This window comes from Mycolicibacterium setense (assembly GCF_000805385.1).
Lineage (GTDB): Bacteria > Actinomycetota > Actinomycetes > Mycobacteriales > Mycobacteriaceae > Mycobacterium > Mycobacterium setense.
This window is the reverse complement of the sequence record NZ_JTJW01000008.1, coordinates 1-13,996: the sequence shown is the minus strand read 5'-3', so window position 1 is coordinate 13,996 and position 13,996 is coordinate 1. Positions and strand designations below refer to the sequence as shown.

General features: G+C 66.7%; 13 protein-coding genes. 8 read left to right on the top strand and 5 right to left on the bottom strand.

Annotated features, from left to right (window positions below):
- The first annotated feature begins 22 nt into the window (after positions 1 to 22).
- Genes QQ25_RS18440 through QQ25_RS18430 form a run of 3 tightly spaced genes read left to right on the top strand, consistent with a single transcriptional unit; the run spans position 23 to position 3,584 of the window.
- Entirely contained in the window at positions 23 to 1,222 is a 1,200-nt protein-coding gene (locus QQ25_RS18440; RefSeq protein WP_039321255.1) for an argininosuccinate synthase, read from the top strand.
- Between the two features lie 31 nt (positions 1,223 to 1,253).
- A complete protein-coding gene (gene argH, locus QQ25_RS18435; RefSeq protein ID WP_039380340.1) occupies positions 1,254 to 2,681 on the top strand; it encodes an argininosuccinate lyase in 1,428 nt (475 codons plus the stop codon).
- 21 nt (positions 2,682 to 2,702) lie between these two features.
- Positions 2,703 to 3,584, top strand: a complete 882-nt coding sequence (locus QQ25_RS18430) for an alpha/beta hydrolase (RefSeq protein WP_039380339.1) — start codon at positions 2,703 to 2,705, stop codon at positions 3,582 to 3,584.
- A 37-nt stretch (positions 3,585 to 3,621) separates the two neighbouring features.
- Here the strand turns inward: QQ25_RS18430 and QQ25_RS18425 are convergent, their stop codons facing one another.
- On the bottom strand, positions 3,622 to 5,415 hold the full coding sequence (locus QQ25_RS18425) for an ABC-F family ATP-binding cassette domain-containing protein (RefSeq protein ID WP_039380337.1): 1,794 nt from the start codon (positions 5,413 to 5,415) through the stop codon (positions 3,622 to 3,624).
- 155 nt (positions 5,416 to 5,570) lie between these two features.
- Here QQ25_RS18425 and QQ25_RS18420 point away from each other — a divergent pair, with 155 nt between their 5' ends.
- From QQ25_RS18420 to QQ25_RS18410, 3 genes are all read left to right on the top strand, one after another.
- Positions 5,571 to 8,567: an acyl-CoA synthetase gene (locus QQ25_RS18420; RefSeq protein ID WP_039321593.1), complete on the top strand. Its 2,997-nt coding sequence runs from the start codon at positions 5,571 to 5,573 to the stop codon at positions 8,565 to 8,567.
- A gap of 76 nt (positions 8,568 to 8,643) precedes the next feature.
- A complete protein-coding gene (locus QQ25_RS18415; protein ID WP_039321248.1) occupies positions 8,644 to 9,195 on the top strand; it encodes a hypothetical protein in 552 nt (183 codons plus the stop codon).
- A 9-nt stretch (positions 9,196 to 9,204) separates the two neighbouring features.
- Positions 9,205 to 9,423 (top strand): Trm112 family protein, encoded by a 219-nt coding sequence (locus QQ25_RS18410; RefSeq protein WP_003885152.1) that lies wholly within the window; start codon positions 9,205 to 9,207, stop codon positions 9,421 to 9,423.
- Here the strand turns inward: QQ25_RS18410 and QQ25_RS18405 are convergent.
- The 3 genes from QQ25_RS18405 to QQ25_RS18395 are packed head-to-tail and all read right to left on the bottom strand — an operon-like array spanning position 9,406 to position 11,576.
- Positions 9,406 to 10,032 carry a TetR/AcrR family transcriptional regulator gene (locus QQ25_RS18405; RefSeq protein WP_039321246.1) on the bottom strand — a complete coding sequence of 209 codons (627 nt, stop codon included), beginning with the start codon at positions 10,030 to 10,032 and terminating at the stop codon, positions 9,406 to 9,408. The genes QQ25_RS18410 and QQ25_RS18405 overlap by 18 nt on opposite strands.
- Positions 10,033 to 10,038: 6 nt before the next feature.
- Positions 10,039 to 10,866, bottom strand: a complete 828-nt coding sequence (locus QQ25_RS18400; RefSeq protein ID WP_082017598.1) for an ABC transporter permease — start codon at positions 10,864 to 10,866, stop codon at positions 10,039 to 10,041.
- Positions 10,791 to 11,576: an ABC transporter ATP-binding protein gene (locus QQ25_RS18395; protein WP_039380335.1), complete on the bottom strand. Its 786-nt coding sequence runs from the start codon at positions 11,574 to 11,576 to the stop codon at positions 10,791 to 10,793. Before QQ25_RS18395 ends, QQ25_RS18400 begins: the two co-directional genes overlap by 76 nt.
- An 80-nt stretch (positions 11,577 to 11,656) precedes the next feature.
- Here QQ25_RS18395 and QQ25_RS18390 point away from each other — a divergent pair, with 80 nt between their 5' ends.
- Both QQ25_RS18390 and tyrS read left to right on the top strand, forming a co-directional pair.
- Positions 11,657 to 12,268 (top strand): DNA-3-methyladenine glycosylase, encoded by a 612-nt coding sequence (locus tag QQ25_RS18390; RefSeq protein WP_039381050.1) that lies wholly within the window; start codon positions 11,657 to 11,659, stop codon positions 12,266 to 12,268.
- An 18-nt stretch (positions 12,269 to 12,286) separates the two neighbouring features.
- Positions 12,287 to 13,582: a tyrosine--tRNA ligase gene (gene tyrS / locus QQ25_RS18385; protein ID WP_162627787.1), complete on the top strand. Its 1,296-nt coding sequence runs from the start codon at positions 12,287 to 12,289 to the stop codon at positions 13,580 to 13,582.
- A gap of 190 nt (positions 13,583 to 13,772) precedes the next feature.
- Here tyrS and QQ25_RS31380 read toward each other — a convergent pair.
- Positions 13,773 to 13,996, bottom strand: a 224-nt coding sequence (locus tag QQ25_RS31380; protein WP_234711938.1) for a hypothetical protein, incomplete at its 5' end; no start/stop codon positions are given.

Genomic DNA, 13,996 nt, shown 5'->3' with positions numbered 1-13,996 from the left:
GCTCAAAACAAGGAGATTGCTCATGTCCGAACGCGTCATTCTGGCGTACTCCGGAGGTCTGGACACCTCGGTCGCGATCAGCTGGATCGGCAAAGAGACCGGCAAAGAGGTCGTCGCCGTCGCCATCGACCTCGGCCAGGGTGGTGAGGACATGGAGGTCATCCGCCAGCGTGCCCTGGATTGCGGTGCGGTCGAGGCCGTCGTGGTGGACGCGCGCGACGAGTTCGCCGACGAATACTGCCTGCCGACCATCAAGGCCAACGCGCTCTACATGGATCGCTATCCGCTGGTGTCGGCGATCAGCCGCCCGCTGATCGTCAAGCATCTGGTGGACGCGGCGCGCAGCCATGGCGGAACCGTTGTTGCGCACGGCTGCACCGGCAAGGGCAACGACCAGGTGCGCTTCGAGGTCGGATTCGCCTCGCTGGCGCCAGAACTGGACGTCATCGCACCGGTTCGCGACTACGCCTGGACCCGGGAGAAGGCCATCGCGTTCGCCGAGGAGAACGCCATCCCGATCAACGTGACCAAGCGCTCGCCGTTCTCCATCGACCAGAACGTGTGGGGCCGCGCCGTCGAGACCGGCTTCCTCGAGGATCTGTGGAACGCGCCGACCAAGGACGTCTACGACTACACGCAGGACCCGACGGTCAACTTCAACGCTCCCGACGAGCTGATCATCAGTTTCGACAAGGGCCGTCCGGTAGCAATAGATGGACGTTCGACGTCCGTCTTGGAGATCATCCAGGAGCTCAACACCCGGGCCGGTGCGCAGGGCGTCGGCCGGCTCGATGTGGTCGAGGACCGCTTGGTCGGCATCAAGAGCCGCGAAATCTACGAGGCGCCGGGCGCGATGGTGCTGATCACCGCGCACACCGAGCTCGAGCACGTGACGCTGGAGCGTGAGCTGGGCCGGTACAAGCGCGGCGTGGACCAGAAGTGGGGTGAACTCACCTATGACGGCCTGTGGTTCAGCCCGCTGAAGCGCTCGCTGGAGGCGTTCGTCGAGCACACGCAGCAGCATGTCTCCGGTGACATCCGGCTGGTTCTGCACGCCGGGGCCATCATCGTCAACGGCCGTCGTTCCGGTGAGTCGCTGTACGACTTCAACCTGGCCACCTACGACGAGGGCGACAGCTTCGACCAGAGCGCGGCCAAGGGCTTCGTGCAGCTGCACGGCCTGAGCTCCAAGATCTCGGCCAAGCGCGACCTGGGTCTGTAAGCAGTAAGCACCGCCGAGCAGTGAGGGTGACATGAGCACCAACGACGGAACCACCAACGAGGGCTCGCTGTGGGGCGGCCGGTTTGCCGATGGTCCTTCGGCCGCCCTTGCCGCGCTGAGCAAGTCGACCCACTTCGACTGGGTGCTCGCGCCGTACGACATCACGGCCTCCAAGGCCCACGCCCGCGTGCTGCACCGGGCCGGGCTGCTCACCGATGAGCAGCGAGACGGTCTGCTGGCTGGGCTGGACAGCCTGGGTTCCGATGTTGCCGACGGCAGCTTCGAGCCACTGGTGACCGACGAGGACGTGCACGGCGCGCTCGAGCGTGGCCTGATCGACCGGGTCGGGCCCGATCTCGGTGGCCGGCTGCGGGCCGGGCGCTCCCGGAACGATCAGGTGGCCACGCTGTTCCGGATGTGGCTGCGCGACGCCGTCCGCCGCGTCGCCGACGGAGTGCTCGAGGTGGTGAATGCGTTGGCCACCCAGGCCGCGGCGCATCCGACGGCGATCATGCCCGGCAAGACCCATCTGCAGGCCGCTCAGCCGATTCTGCTCGCGCATCACCTGTTGGCCCACGCTCATCCGCTTTTGCGCAATGTCGACCGGATCGCCGATTTCGACGATCGCACCGCGGTCTCGCCCTACGGCTCGGGGGCGCTGGCCGGCTCCTCGCTCGGTTTGGATCCCGACGCGATCGCCGAGGATCTCGGATTCGCTGCGGCGGCCGACAATTCCGTCGACGCTACCGCGTCGCGGGACTTCGCTGCCGAGGCGGCGTTCATCTTCGCCCAGATCGGGGTGGACCTGTCCCGGCTCGCCGAAGACATCATCCTCTGGAGCACAACCGAATTCGGGTACGTCACGCTGCACGATTCCTGGTCGACCGGCAGTTCCATCATGCCGCAGAAGAAGAATCCGGACATCGCCGAGTTGGCGCGCGGAAAATCCGGTCGCTTGATCGGCAATCTCACGGGCCTGCTGGCCACGCTCAAGGCGCAACCGCTGGCCTACAACCGCGACCTGCAGGAGGACAAGGAACCGGTTTTCGACTCGGTGGCGCAGCTGGAGCTGCTGCTGCCGGCCATGGCCGGACTGGTGGCCACACTGACCTTCGACGAGGACAGGATGGCCGCGCTGGCCCCCGCGGGCTACACCCTTGCCACCGATATCGCTGAATGGCTTGTGCGCCAAGGTGTTCCGTTCCGGGTTGCCCATGAGGCCGCGGGTGCCGCGGTGCAGACCGCCGAGGCGCGCGGCGTCGGTCTCGATGAACTCACCGACGACGAGTTCTCCGCCATCAACCCCGCGCTCACCGCGCAGGTGCGCGAGGTGCTGACCGTCGAGGGATCGGTGAACGCGCGCAGCGCACGGGGTGGTACCGCACCGGTGCAGGTCGCCAAGCAGCTGGGCGTGGTCCGAAACACCACCGAGGAGTTACGAATCCGGCTGCGCCGCTAGGGCTTGCGTACCGTGGGGAATATGGCTGAGCAAGTCACATTCCAGTCCGGTACCGACCGCTGCGTGGGGTACCTACGACTTTCCGGTCGAGAGTCCGGGCCCTGCGTCGTGCTGTGCACCGGGTTCGGCGGTACACAGGACACCTCGGCGCTGGTGGCTGCAGCGGAGGCCTTCGCAAAGGCCGGCTATCACACCCTCACGTTCGACTACCGCAGTTTCGGCGAAAGCGGCGGCCATCCCCGTCAAGTCGTCAGCATCGACGGCCAACTCACCGATATCGCGGCCGCGGTCGCTTGCGCCCGCGGTCTGGATTCTGTCGACGGCGACCGCATCGCGCTGTGGGGGTCGTCGCTCGGGGGCGGGCATGTGGTGACCGCGGCGGCCCGCGATCAGAGGATCGCTGCGGTAGTCGCTCAGATCCCCTTCAACGGCTTTCCGCGCAAGGTCCAGGGGCGCTCGACATGGTCGACCCTGCGCCTGCTCGGAGTGATGGCCGACGATTGGTGCCGGGGCTTCGTGCGCCTGCGGCCCCACTACATCCCGGCCGTCGGAGTCCAGGGCGAACTCGCGGTGATGACGGGTGACGGTGCGGAACGGGCAATTCGTGCGATGACAAGTGAAACCTGGCGCAATGAGGTGGCGCCCCGTGGGCTCATTGAGATGATGCGTTATCGCCCAGGTGATTTCGCTGCGCAGCTGGAATGCCCACTGTTGGTGTGCGTGGGAACAGAGGATGCCGAGACGACGCCGGAGAGCGCGGGTGCCCTGGCGCGGGCTGCCCCGCTGGGCGAACTACTCGAGTACCCCGTCGCGCATTTCGATTTCTACAGCGCGGATGTGCGGGACCGAGTGATCGCGGACCAATTGGCCTTCCTGAGGCGCACGTTGGCCCGCAAGGATTAGCGCTGGTCGAATTCGTGCCGACCGGATCGCGCGGAACCTAGCCGATCTGCTCACCGAGTTCGAACCAGCGTTCCTCGACCTCGGCGACCTCGTCCTCCAGCGCGCGGATGGCGGCCACCTTGACCGCGAGTCCCTCGAAATCGGACTGGTCATGGTCTGCCATCGCCGTCCTGGACCGGTTGATCTGTTGCTGCAGTTTCTCCAGCCGGCGTTCCAGGGCGGACAGTTCCTTCTGCGCTGCCCGCAGATCGGCGCCCGACAGCCCTTCCGGCGCGGTGCCGAACGCCGGTGCCGGCGCCGCGCCGGTCGCCGACGCATGCGCGGCCCGCAACCGCAGGTACTCGTCCACCCCGCCGGGCAGATGCCGCAGATGCCCGCCGAGGATTCCGTACTGCTGGTCGGTGACCCGCTCCAGGAAATACCGGTCGTGGCTCACCACGATCAGCGTGCCGGGCCACGAGTCGAGCAGATCCTCCATGGCCGACAGCATGTCGGTGTCCAGGTCGTTGGTCGGTTCGTCGAGGATCAACACGTTGGGCTGTGCCAGCAGGATCAACAGCAGTTGCAGGCGACGTTGTTGTCCACCGGAGAGGTCCTTGACCGGTGTCGACAACTGGGCGTTGGAGAACCCGAGGCGCTCCAGCAACTGCCCGGGCGTCAGTTCCTGGGCCTTCGACCCGGTACCGAACACATACGACGTGCGCAGGTTGGCGAGCACCGTCCGCACCGGATCGTCGAGGTGGGGCTCAAGCTCGTCCACGGTCTGGGTGAGGGTCGCCACCTGCAGCGTCTTACCGTGTTTGACCCGGCCCGCGGTCGGTTGCACCGACCCGTCGATCAGACCGAGCAGCGTCGATTTTCCGGCGCCGTTGACGCCGAGGATGCCGGTGCGCTCGCCCGGGGCGATCCGCCACTCGACCTGGTGCAGCACCTCGCGGTCGCCGTAGCTCACCGACACGTCGAGTAGGTCGACGACCTGCTTGCCGAGCCGTGACACCGCCAGGGACTGCAGTGCGACCTTGTCCCGGATCTCCGGCACATCGGCGATCAGGGCGTTGGCCGCGTCGATGCGGAACTTCGGTTTGGAGGTGCGGGCCGGCGCGCCGCGGCGCAGCCAGGCCAGTTCCTTGCGGGCCAGGTTCTGCCGGCGGGCCTCGATCGTGGCCGCCTGCCGGTCGCGCTCCACCCGCTGCAGGATGTAGGCCGCGTAACCCCCGTCGAACGGTTCGACGATGCGGTCGTGCACTTCCCATGTGGTCGTACAGACCTCGTCGAGAAACCAGCGGTCGTGCGTCACCACCAGCAGCCCACCCGACGACGCGGACCAGCGCTTCTTGAGGTGATCGGCGAGCCAGGTGATCGCCTCCACGTCAAGGTGGTTGGTCGGCTCGTCGAGCGCCAGCACATCGTGATCGCCGGCGAGCAGCCTCGCCAGGGCGACCCGGCGACGCTGTCCGCCCGACAGCGTGCGGAGTTCGGCGTCCCAGGGCAGGTCGCCGAGCAGACCGGAGATGACGTCGCGCCCGCGGGGGTCGCCGGCCCAAACGTGTTCGGGCACATCACCGACCACGGCGTGGCCGACGGTGTCGGCGTCGTCGAGGGTGTCGGCCTGATCGAGTACGCCGACCCGCACACCACCGCGCACCGTCACCCGGCCGGAATCGGGTTCGAGCCGGCCCGCCAGCATGGCGAGCAGGCTGGATTTTCCGTCGCCGTTCCGGCCGACGATGCCGATCCGGTCGCCTTCGCTGACGCCGACGGTGACCGAGTCGAACACCACGCCGGTGGGGTACTCCAAATGAAGGGTTTCGCCCCCGAGCAGGTGTGCCATCGCCGCCGACCCTATCGTTCGGCGGCCCGAGCTACGGCATCGCATGGGGCCGCTGTCGGCGTAGCGGTGATCACGTCGGGTATCGGTTGCTGTTGTGCCATGATGACCTCGTCAATCGGGGGTCGGGGTTGAGTTGTCGTGTGGGGAGCAAGCTGGTGGATTTCTCGGCAGTGACCAGACCGGTCGAGCGGTTGCTGGCGACCGCGCAGAACGGTCTGGAAGTGCTGCGCTACGGCGGCCTTGAGACCGGCGCTGTCCCGTCGCCCTTTCAGATCATCCAGAGCGTGCCGATGTACCGGTTGCGGCGGTACTTCCCGCCGGATGCCCGCCCGGGTGCCCAGGATCCGCGCCCGCCGGTGCTGATGGTCCACCCGATGATGATGTCGGCGGACATGTGGGATGTGACCCGCGACGACGGCGCTGTCGGCATCCTGCACGCGGCCGGTATCGACCCATGGGTGATCGACTTCGGCTCACCGGACAAGGTCGAGGGCGGCATGCAGCGCAACCTCGCCGATCACGTGGTCGCGCTGTCCGAAGCCATCGACATCGTCAAAGAGGTCACCGGTCGCGATGTGCACCTGGCCGGCTACTCGCAGGGCGGCATGTTCGCCTACCAGACCGCGGCCTACCGGCGCTCCAAGGATCTGGCCAGCATCATCGCCTTCGGTGCCCCGGTGGACACCCTGGCCGCGTTGCCGATGAATCTTCCCGCCGGGGTCGCTGCGGGCGCGGCGGATTTCATGGCCGACCATGTGTTCAGCCGCATCGATATTCCTGGCTGGTTGGCGCGCACCGGATTCCAGATGCTCGACCCGATCAAGACCGCCCAGTCTCGTCTGGAGTTCCTGCGTCAGTTGCACGACCGCGAGGCCCTGCTGCCGCGCGAACAGCAGCGCCGGTTCCTGTCCTCGGAGGGCTGGATCGCCTGGTCCGGACCCGCGATCTCCGAACTGCTCAAGCAGTTCATCTCACACAACCGGATGATGACCGGCGGCTTTTCGATTCACGGCGACCTGGTCACCCTTTCTGACATCGACTGCCCGATCCTCGCGGTGGTCGGCGAGGTCGACGATATCGGCCAGCCGGCCGCAGTCCGGGGCATCAAGCGAGCGGCGCCCGATGCGGATGTTTACGAATACCTGATCCGGGCAGGACATTTCGGGTTGGTCGTGGGTTCGAAGGCTTCCGACCAGACCTGGCCGACGGTGGCCCAATGGGTGAAATGGCTTGGTGGAGAACAGATGCCGGAAGGTGTGGTTCCCATGGGATCGCAGCCGGCAGACCACCCGGAGGGCGGTGGGGTGTCGTTCTCCACCCGCGTCACCCACGGCGCGACGGCGGCCACCGAGATGGCGTTCGGGGTCGCCCGGTCGGCAGCCGAAGCGTTGGTGGCGGCGAACAAGAACGCACGGACCCTGGTCATCGAGACCGCCCGCACGCTGCCGCGCCTGGCACGGCTGGGACAGGTCAACGACCACACCCGGATCTCGCTCGGCCGGATCATGAGCGAGCAGGCACGCAGCGTGCCCAACGGTGAGGCACTGCTGTTCGACGGCCGGGTACACACCTACGAGGCGGTGGACCGGCGGATCAACAACGTGGTCCGCGGCCTGATCGACGTCGGGGTACGGCAGGGTGCCCGCGTCGGTGTCCTGATGGACACCCGCCCCAGTGCGCTCGTCGCGATCGCGGCGCTGTCCCGTTTGGGGGCGGTGGCAGTGCTGTTGCCCGAGACCGATCTGGCCGAGGCCGCCCGGCTCGGCGGCGTGACCGAGATCATCGCCGACCCCAGCCACCTCGATGTGGCTCGCGAACTCGACATGCGCGTGCTGGTGCTGGGCGGTGGGGAGAGCCGCGACCTGCACCTGGACCGGTACGACGACGTCGCGTCGATCGTCGACATGGAGAAGATCGACCCCGACGTCGTCGAGTTGCCCGGCTGGTACCGGCCCAACCCGGGCCTGGCCCGCGACCTGGCGTTCGTCGCCTTCAGCGAGGTCGGCGGCGAACTCGTGGCGCGTCAGATCACCAACTTCCGGTGGGCGTTGTCGGCCTTCGGGACCGCGTCGGCGGCCAATCTCGGTCGCGGCGACACGGTCTACTGCCTGACCCCACTCCACCATCAGTCAGGACTACTGGTCAGCCTCGGCGGTGCGGTGGTCGGCGGCTCGCGTATCGCGTTGTCCCGCGGCTTGCAGCCGGACCGGTTTCTGCAGGAGATCCGGCAATACGGTGTCACGGTCGTGTCCTACACCTGGGCCATGCTGCGCGAGGTCATCGACGACCCGTCGTTCTCGCTCACCGGAAGCCACCCGGTCCGGTTGTTCATCGGATCCGGCATGCCTGCCGGGTTGTGGAAGCGGGTGGTCGACGTGTTCGAGCCGGCCCAGGTCGTGGAGTTCTTCGCCACCACCGATGGCCAGGCCGTGCTGGCCAACGTCTCGGGCGCCAAGATCGGCAGCAAGGGACGGCCGCTGCCGGGCGGAGGCCATGTCGAACTGGCCGCCTACGACGCGGACGACGACCTGATCCTGGAGGACGAGCAGGGATTTGTCCGCAAGGCCGACGCCAACGAGGTCGGCGTGCTGCTGGCTCACCCGCGTGGCCCGGTCGACCCGACCGCCGTGGTCAAGCGTGGCGTTTTCGCGCCTGCCGACACCTGGGTGTCCACCGAGTTCCTGTTCCGTCGTGACGAGGACGGCGATTACTGGCTGGTCGACAACCGTGGCGCGGTGATCCGTACCGAACGGGGGGCGGTGTTCGCGACGGCGGTCAACGACGCGGTCGGTCGTCTGGACGCGGTAGACATGTCGGTCACTTATGGCGTCGAGGCGGCGGGCCGGCAACTCGCGGTGACGGCGCTGGCGCTGCGTCCCGGTGGCAGCGTCCCCACCGCCGACCTTTCGCACGCGTTGGACGATCTGGCGGCGGGCAATCCACCAGACGTCGTGCACGTGGTGGCCGACATGGAACTCGGTGCCTCGTACCGTCCGCTGCTCGCACCTTTGCGCGCGGCAGGCATTCCGAAGGCGGGGCGGCGTAACTGCTGGTACTTCGACGCCGATACAGGTTCGTACAAGAAACTGACGGCGGCCAGCCGGGCTGAACTCGTCGCAGGAGCCGCAGCCGACGAGCCGGATACCGACTAGGCAGGTATGTCGGCGGCGTGCCGGGGCACGAATGCGCTGTTAGGCTCCGGCGGACGGCAGAACGACTGGAGGATCGATGACATCGGGATCGCGTGCGAACAGCTGGCGTCGGGCCGTCACCGGGTCGGTGACGGGCGGTGCGCTGGTCCTGGGGCTCCTGGTGGGCGCCGGTGCGCCGACGGCTGCGGCCGATCCCGTTCAGCCCGCACAGCCGACACCTGCGGCCGACGCGCCGGGGGCAGAGCCGGCCGCAGCGCCGCAGATGACCGCCGACGAAGCACTGTCCATCATCGCCAAGGACTACGACACCGGCGAGGGCGGTGGACAGATCTCGACGCTGATCCACGACATCCTGAAGCTGCGTCAGCAGGGCTACAAGCCGTCGAACGCCAACCGTGAAGCCATCACCGAGGCACTCGACAAGCGTCCCAATCAGGTTCCGCTGATCAACGCGCTCAAGAGCACGCTGTCGTATCAGCGCAAGTTGCAGGCGCAGTCCGCTGCACAGATCCCGCAGCAGGGTGCTGTCAATCCCGGGGTCGGCCAGTTCCCCGGGGGCATCGCCCCCATTCCGGGCGGAGGCGCCCAGCCTGGCCCGAGTGGTGGCATCCAGATCCCGTTGGGCTAGCGTCGCGTGGTGGTCGACGACAAGCTTTTGAGCATCCTGGTCTGCCCGCAGGACCGCGGGCCGCTCCTGCTGGCGGGAACGGACTGGCTCTACAACCCCCGGTTGCGGCGGGCCTACCGGATCGAAGACGGCATTCCGGTGCTCTTGGTCGACGAGGCAGTGGCCATCGATGATGATGCCGAGCATCGTCGGCTGATGGAGTTGGCGGGCTCAGGGGAGTCCGGGTAGATCACCGGTGAGGTAGCGCTGCAGGGTGGGGGCGATGGTCTCGACGATCTGATCCGCCGGCAGCGTGGCGAAAGGTTGCAGCTCCAGGATGTAACGCGCCATGGCGACCCCGACCAGTTGCGATGCGACGAACTGGATGCGGATCCGGGAGCTCCCAGGCGGGTTGTCCACCCGTGGTCCGATTTCTCCGACGATGATCTCCTGCAGGAACGACCGCACCAGTGACACGTCGTTGCCTGCCAGGAGGGAACGCAGGGTCGCCACGAAACCCTTGCCGATCTCGGAATCCCACAGCGGCAACAGGATTGACGGCAGGGTGTGCCCGATCTGCTCCACCGGCACTTCCTTCAGCTTTCCGATCACGGTCATCGGATCGATGGGGATGTGGATCGCGGCGGCGAACAGCTGCGTCTTGGTGCCGAAGTAGTGATGCACCAGCGCGGCGTCCACGCCGGCGTCAGCCGCGATGGCGCGGATAGATGTCTTGTCGATTCCGTTGCGGGCGAACAATTCCCGTGCGCTGGTCAGGATGCGCTCGCGCTTGTCCGACGGGCCTGCGGGCCGGCCCGGGCGTTTGCGTTCCCGTTCGGAATCGATGTGGGTGCTCACGTTTACCTAAGGTGTTCGGCGGCGCAGGGTGGCCGCGGCCAGTCCCAGCGCCAGTACGGCGAACCCCACCACGATCGCGATGTCCCGCGCCGCGACGGCGGTGAGCTCCGGATGTGCGCCGACCTGCTGCAGTGCCTCGAGTGCATAGCTGGCAGGCAGCACGTTGCTGATCCATTCAAGCCAATCCGGCAGCGCGGCGCGCGGCACGATGATGCCGCACAGCAGCAGCTGAGGTGCGATCACCACGGGCATGAACTGCACGGCCTGGAACTCTGTGCGGGCGAACGCGCTGCACAACAGGCCGAGCCCCACGCCGAGCACGGCGTTGATGATCGCGATGAGGAACACCAGCCCGGGGCTGCCCGCGGTGTCCAATCCGAGGAACCAGAACGAGACGATGCAGGCCAGGGTGGCCTGCGCCGCGGCGGCGATCGAGAACGCCGTGCCGTACGCGGCCAACAGGTCGAAACGACGTAGCGGTGTGGTCAGAATGCGCTCGAGGGTCCCCGAGACACGTTCGCGCTGCATGGTGATCGAGGTGATCAGGAACATCACGATCAGCGGGAACACGCCGAGCATGATCAGGCACGCATTGTTGAACGGGCTGGGGTGGCCCGGCGATTGCGGCGCGTTCTGGAACATGAAGTACATCAGCGTGATGATCAGGCTCGGTACCACCAGGATCATCGCGACGCTGCGGTGGTCGGCGGCCAGCTGCCGCAGGATCCGGCCCGTCGTGGCCAGATAGGCCGCCGGGCTCAGCCGGCTGGGTTGGTCGCGTCCGAGCCGCTGCGCCGGATGACGGTGAGAAACGCTTCCTCCAGGGACGTGCATGCCGTGTCCTTCCGTAGCAGGTCTGGGGTGGTGTGGGCGAGCAGTCGTCCTTCACGCATGAGCAGCAGGTCGCCGCAGTGGTCGGCCTCGTCCATGACGTGGCTGGAAACCAGCAGCGTGGTGCCGCGCCGCGACAGTTCGTTGAACTGCTCCCACAGGTCGACGCGAAGGACCGGGTCGAGGCCGACGGTGGGTTCGTCGAGCACCAGCAGCTCGGGCTCGGCCACCAGCGCACATGCGAGCGATACCCGGGTGCGCTGTCCGCCGGAGAGGTTGCCGCAGTACGCGGTGCGGTGATCGTCGAGGCCGACCGATCGGATGGCATTGGCCGCCGAGTCCGCCGAGGTGCCGTAGAGCGCCGCGAAGTACCGCACGTTGTCGATCACCCGCAGGTCGTCGTAAATGGTCGGATCCTGGGTGACGTATCCGACGCGGTGGCGCAGCGGCGCCGAGCCGGCGGGGTGGCCGAGCACAGTGACCGTGCCCGCCGCGACGATCTGGGTTCCGACGATGCTGCGTATCAGCGTGGACTTGCCGCAGCCGGACGGGCCGAGCAATCCGGTGATGGTGCCGCCGGCGATCTGGACGGTGAGGTCGCGAATCGCGGGCCTGCCACCCCTGTTGACCTGCAGGCCGGCGATGTCGATGGCCGGGGGAGCCGCGCCGGCCGGGAATTCCGGGGAGAATTCATCAATCGATGAAGTCATCATGCGTTGAATAATGCGCGCACGTACGGCCGGTGTCAACGGCAGTTGTTGAGAAGTGCAGAATCGCTCGGGTGGGCTTGCAGATGGGCACCGAGCTGTTGGCTGGTGACCCCCTGCTTGCGGCCCGCCGACTGTTGGGGGCCGAGCTGACCGGTCGTGGAGTCAGCGCTGTCGTCGTCGAGGTCGAGGCGTACGGCGGCCCACCTGACGGACCCTGGCCAGACGCCGCCTCGCATTCCTTTCGTGGCGCAGGCGGGCGGAACCTCGTGATGTTCGGCCCGCCGGGACACCTGTACACCTACCGCAGCCACGGCATTCACGTCTGCGCGAATGTGGTCTGCGGATTCGACGGCGTCGCGGGCGCGGTACTGCTGCGTGCGGCGTCGGTGTCCGCAGGCGCTGAGCTTGCCCGCCGGCGTCGCGGACCGGCGATCTTGCCGGCCGCGCTGGCGCGAGGGCCCGGAAACCTCTGTTCGGCGCTGGGAATCACCATGGAGGACAACGGAATTGACCTCTTCGACGCCGACAGTCCGGTACGCCTGGCCTTGCGCGATGCGGCGCCGGCAGTCGACGGGCCGCGGGTCGGGGTGAGCAAGGCTGCCGACCGCAGATGGCGGTTGTGGCTGGCGGATCGGGGAGAGGTTTCGGCGTATCGGCGCAGCCCGCGCGCCCCGGCGCCCGGTGCCAGCGACTGAGACGCGATGATTGATCGCATGACTTCTGGAGCGATGGGAATCCTCGATGAGCTGGACTGGCGCGGGCTGATCGCGCAGTCGACCGACCGCGACGCCCTGGCGAATGACCTGGCCAAGGGCCCCATGACGGTCTACTCGGGTTTCGATCCCACCGCGCCCAGCCTGCATGCCGGCCACCTGGTACCGCTGCTCACCCTGCGGCGCTTCCAGCGCGCCGGTCATCGGCCGATCGTGCTCGCCGGCGGGGCCACCGGGATGATCGGCGACCCGCGCGACACGGGGGAGCGCACTCTGAACACCGCCGACACCGTCGCGGACTGGGCCGGGCGCATCCGTGGACAACTGGAGCGGTTCGTCGAATTCGACGACAGCCCGACCGGTGCGGTCGTCGAGAACAACCTGTCGTGGACGTCCGAGCTGTCCGCCATTGAATTCCTACGTGACCTGGGGAAATACTTCTCGGTCAACGTGATGCTGGACCGGGAGACGGTCCGGCGCCGGTTGGAGGGCGACGGCATCTCCTACACGGAGTTCAGCTACATGCTGCTTCAGGCCAACGACTTCGTCGAACTTCACCAGCGGTACGGCTGCGCGCTGCAGATCGGTGGCTCCGACCAGTGGGGCAACATCGTGGCCGGCGCCCGGTTGGTGCGCCAGAAGCTCGGCGCGACCGTGCATGCGATGACGACCCCACTGGTCACCGACTCCGAGGGCAAGAAGTTCGGTAAGTCGACCGGTGGCGGCAACTTGTGGCTGGATCCCGAGATGACCAGCCCTTATGCCTGGTACCAGTACTTCGTGAACACCGCCGACGCCGACGTGATGGGCTACCTGCGGTGGTTCACCTTCCTGTCGCCGGACGAGATCGCCGAGCTTGACGACGCCACCAAGAACCGTGCCCATGAACGCGCCGCACAGAAACGGCTGGCCCGCGAACTGACCACGTTGGTCCATGGCGAAGGTGCGACGACGGCGGTCGAGCTGGCCAGCCAGGCGCTGTTCGGCCGCGCCGAACTCACCGAACTCGACGAATCCACCCTGGGCGCCGCGCTGCGTGAGGCCAGCAGTGGGGAGGTGGCCGCACTGAAGCCGGGCGGCCCCGATTCGATCACCGATTTGTTGGTGGCCACCGGACTCTCCAAAAGCAAGGGAGACGCGCGCCGCACCGTCGCCGAGGGCGGCGTGTACGTGAACAACGTCCGTATTGAAAGCGACGAGTGGATACCACAGCATTCGGATTTTCTGTACGAACGCTGGCTCGTGTTGCGACGTGGCAAGCGGCACATTGCCGGCGTCGAGCGGGCGGGCGGTTAGGCCCGTCGGCAGCCTGCCGCTGACCTGCGGAAACGCGACAGTGACCAGGCGATTTGACTCGCTGTTAGCGCTCACGTAACTTATTCCAAGTCAGAGCGACACGGACAAGCGCCGGAGAGCGAAGACGAAATCCGAGAGAGACACCCATTACGGTGGGTCTTCTCACTGCCCGCAGTAAGCTCAGCGGCTTTTAGCCGCTGGATTTCTGCGCGACAAACTCGGGCGTGTTGTTTGAGAACTCAATAGTGTGTTTGGTGGTTTTTGTTTGTTGTTTTTTGGCCACGCTCTTTTCCCGTTTAGGGTGTGGTTGTTGTTTTTTGATGCCAGTTTGTTGGTGTCTTTTGTTTGTGATCGGATTTTTCTGATTCGAATTCTGCCTGGTTTTTGGACTGGGAAGTTTTTGTTTGGAGAGTT

What these genes read in the sequence shown, in the direction of transcription:
- QQ25_RS18440 (WP_039321255.1), top strand. Translation starts at nt 23, where the DNA reads ATGTCCGAACGCGTCATTCTGGCGTACTCCGGAGGTCTGGACACCTCG.
- argH (WP_039380340.1), top strand. Translation starts at nt 1,254, where the DNA reads ATGAGCACCAACGACGGAACCACCAACGAGGGCTCGCTGTGGGGCGGC.
- QQ25_RS18430 (WP_039380339.1), top strand. Translation starts at nt 2,703, where the DNA reads ATGGCTGAGCAAGTCACATTCCAGTCCGGTACCGACCGCTGCGTGGGG.
- QQ25_RS18425 (WP_039380337.1), bottom strand. Translation starts at nt 5,415, where the DNA reads ATGGCACACCTGCTCGGGGGCGAAACCCTTCATTTGGAGTACCCCACC.
- QQ25_RS18415 (WP_039321248.1), top strand. Translation starts at nt 8,644, where the DNA reads ATGACATCGGGATCGCGTGCGAACAGCTGGCGTCGGGCCGTCACCGGG.
- QQ25_RS18400 (WP_082017598.1), bottom strand. Translation starts at nt 10,866, where the DNA reads ATGCACGTCCCTGGAGGAAGCGTTTCTCACCGTCATCCGGCGCAGCGG.
- QQ25_RS18395 (WP_039380335.1), bottom strand. Translation starts at nt 11,576, where the DNA reads ATGATGACTTCATCGATTGATGAATTCTCCCCGGAATTCCCGGCCGGC.
- QQ25_RS18390 (WP_039381050.1), top strand. Translation starts at nt 11,657, where the DNA reads ATGGGCACCGAGCTGTTGGCTGGTGACCCCCTGCTTGCGGCCCGCCGA.
- tyrS (WP_162627787.1), top strand. Translation starts at nt 12,287, where the DNA reads ATGACTTCTGGAGCGATGGGAATCCTCGATGAGCTGGACTGGCGCGGG.